Origin of the sequence: Amycolatopsis bullii (genome assembly GCF_014654205.1) — a bacterium.
In the GTDB taxonomy this organism is placed as follows: Bacteria; Actinomycetota; Actinomycetes; order Mycobacteriales; family Pseudonocardiaceae; genus Amycolatopsis; species Amycolatopsis plumensis.
Genome location: NZ_BNAW01000104.1, coordinates 1 through 2686 on the forward strand (window position 1 = coordinate 1; position 2686 = coordinate 2686).

Annotated in this window: 4 protein-coding genes and 1 pseudogene; 1 reads left to right on the plus strand and 4 read right to left on the minus strand. The window is 72.2% G+C overall.

The window, feature by feature from the left end; translation table 11 throughout:
* The 4 genes from IE317_RS45010 to rimP all read right to left on the minus strand — a co-directional run.
* Window positions 1-305: translation initiation factor IF-2 N-terminal domain-containing protein (locus tag IE317_RS45010; RefSeq protein ID WP_229903254.1), on the minus strand; the 305-nt coding region annotated here is incomplete at its 3' end.
* Window positions 306-383: 78 nt separating this feature from the next.
* On the minus strand, window positions 384-713 hold the full coding sequence (locus IE317_RS44045; RefSeq protein ID WP_191317300.1) for a YlxR family protein: 330 nt from the start codon (window positions 711-713) through the stop codon (window positions 384-386).
* A 77-nt stretch (window positions 714-790) separates the two neighbouring features.
* The gene (gene nusA, locus IE317_RS44050; RefSeq protein WP_191317301.1) at window positions 791-1849 is read right to left on the minus strand and encodes a transcription termination factor NusA; all 1059 of its coding nucleotides are present in this window, start codon (window positions 1847-1849) and stop codon (window positions 791-793) included.
* A complete protein-coding gene (gene rimP, locus IE317_RS44055; protein ID WP_191317302.1) occupies window positions 1846-2388 on the minus strand; it encodes a ribosome maturation factor RimP in 543 nt (180 codons plus the stop codon). The genes nusA and rimP overlap by 4 nt, the downstream gene beginning before the upstream one ends.
* A 118-nt stretch (window positions 2389-2506) precedes the next feature.
* On the opposite strand from rimP, the pseudogene IE317_RS44060 reads away from it, so the two are divergent.
* Window positions 2507-2686 (plus strand): annotated as a pseudogene (locus tag IE317_RS44060) (DUF4439 domain-containing protein); the annotation flags it as partial.

The window sequence follows — 2686 nt, forward strand, 5'->3', positions numbered from 1 at the left end:
GGTGTCATGGGGGCACAACGGCTGCGATTGGTGGCGCCGAGCGGCGACCGGGTGACCGTGGGCCTGCCCGCGGCGGCGGGTCCGGGCTTGGCGGCCGGCGGACCGGGGCGCGCCGACGGGCCGGGGGTGGGCTTCTTGGCGCCCTTGGGGGCGTACGCGTCGCGGAGACGGCGGGCGACGGGCGCCTCGACCGTGGACGACGCGGACTTGACGAACTCGCCCTGTTCCTTCAACTTCGCGAGCACGTCCTTGCTGGTGATGCCGAGCTCTTTCGCGAGCTCGTGTACGCGGGCCTTGCCTGGCACAACTCTCCTCATCTAGGGGAGGCCAGGCGGAAAACCCGCTGACCTCGTCCTTATTGTCTGACGCTCATGGCTTCAGCTTCACGGCTGACTCATGACGGGTCGACCTGCTTCCTTGCTTCCTCGCGACCCCGGGGACGTCCCGGGCTCGTGGTGCGTGGTCCGTGGGGCTTCGGTGCGCCCGACGTGCTCGCGGACCTCCGCGGCGTCGAGCGCCCCGGCAGCCCGCAGGGCCCTCGGGAAGGCTCGCCGCCGTTCGGCCTTGGCCAGGCAGTCCGGGTCGGGGTGCAGCCAAGCCCCCCGGCCCGGCAGCCGCCGACGCTCGTCGACGACCACCCGCCCGGCCACCGCGACCACGCGCAGCAGCTCACCGATCAAGGCCCGCCGCTTGCAGCCGACACAAGTCCGCACCGGGGAATTCCGGTGGGGCTGGTGCTCGGCTACCCGCCGCGGGCTTCGAACCACTCCCGAGTCTAGCGCTTCGACCTTCACTCAGCCGAACCGGTTGTCGCGGCGGGCCGCGGCGGACGGGCGTGGTCTTGATCACCCTCGCGATCGTCACCGTCGTCCGCCGGTGCGGCGTCGCTGCGGATGTCGATCCGCCAGCCGGTCAGGCGGGCGGCGAGGCGGGCGTTCTGGCCCTCCTTGCCGATCGCCAGCGACAGCTGGAAGTCCGGCACCACGACGCGGGCGGTCTTCGCCCGCTCGTCCACGACTCGTACCGAAACAACCTTCGCGGGCGACAGCGCATTCCCGACGAAGCGGGCCGGATCCTCGGAGTAGTCGATGATGTCGATCTTCTCGCCGGCCAGCTCGCTCATCACGTTGCGCACGCGCGCGCCGACCGGGCCGATGCAGGCGCCCTTGGCGTTGACGCCCGGCACGGTGGACTTGACCGCGATCTTCGTGCGGTGCCCGGGCTCGCGCGCGACGGCGGCGATCTCGACCGTCCCGTCGGCGATCTCCGGCACCTCGAGCGCGAACAGCTTGCGCACCAGGTTCGGGTGCGACCGCGAGAGCGTGATCTGCGGGCCGCGGTTGCTGCGCGACACGGTGACCACGTACGCCTTGATCCGGCTGCCGTGCTCGTAGGACTCCCCGGCGACCTGCTCGCCGGAGGGCAGCACGCCCTCGGTGTCACCCACCTGGACCACGACCATGCCGCGCGCGTTGGCGCGGGCGTCGCGCTGGATGACACCGGCGACGATCTCGCCCTCCTTGGTGGAGAACTCGCCGAAGGTCTTCTCGTGCTCGGCGTCGCGCAGCCGCTGCAGGATGACCTGGCGCGCGGTGGTGGCGGCGATCCGGCCGAACCCCTCGGGGGTGTCGTCCCACTCCTCGTCGACCTGGCCGTCGTGGGTCAGCGTGTGCGCGAGCACGCGCACCAGGCCCGTCTTGTGGTCGATGTCGATGCGGGCGTGCGGCTGGTGGCCCTCGGTGTGCTTGTACGCGGTGAGCAGGGCCGTCTCGATGGCCTCGATCACCGTTTCGAAGGGGATGTCCTTGTCCCGTTCGATCGCCCGCAGTGCGGCGATGTCGACGTTCACTTCGACCCCTTCTCCGTCTCGGCCTGACCGGCGCCGATCATGCCGGACGCGTCGTCTTCCAGCAGTTTCAGGTCCTCGGCGGGCGGCTGCTTGAACTCGATCTCCACGACCGCCTTCGCCACGTCGGCGTAGCGGACGTCGCGGAGCTTGCCGCCGGCCAGGACGCGGGCGGCGTCCTCGCCCGCGTGACCGACCCGGCCCACGAAGGGCGCCCCCTCCACCGGGCTGATCTTCACCAGGCGGAACCGCGCGCGCCGCCAGTGCCTCGGCTGGGTGAGCGGGCGGTCGAGGCCCGGCGAGGTGACCTCCAGCGTGTAGGCGCTCGCGAGCACGTGCTCGTTCTCGTCGAGCGTCGCCGAGACCGTGCGGCTGATCTCGGCGATCTCGTCCAGCCCGACCCCGTCGTCGGAGTCGACGACGACCTTGACCAGCTGGCGCCGGCCGGCCTGCTGCACCTCGAACGAGTCGAGGTCGAAACCCGCGGCGGTGACGGCTTCGGCCACTATCGGCTGAAGCCGGCTGGCGAGTTCTCCTGGCACGTGGGGGTCTCCTTGCTCGGGCTGGGTGGTCGGGTCGGTGGTGGACCAGCTTATCCGGTCGCCCGCTCACCCCGCGCGAGCGGCGGGGCCGCCCCGGGGCCTGGCAGGATGGGGCGGCGTGACCGGAAGACCGACCGAGCTGACCCGCCGTGGCGCCCTCCGCGCGGGGGCGCTGGCCGCACTGGCCGTTCCCCTCGCCGCCTGCGGGCCCGGCTACGACGAAAGCCCCGACCCCCTGCAGCCGCTGCTGGCCGCCGCCCAGGCGGACGCCGACGCCGCGCGGGCGCTGGCCAATGGC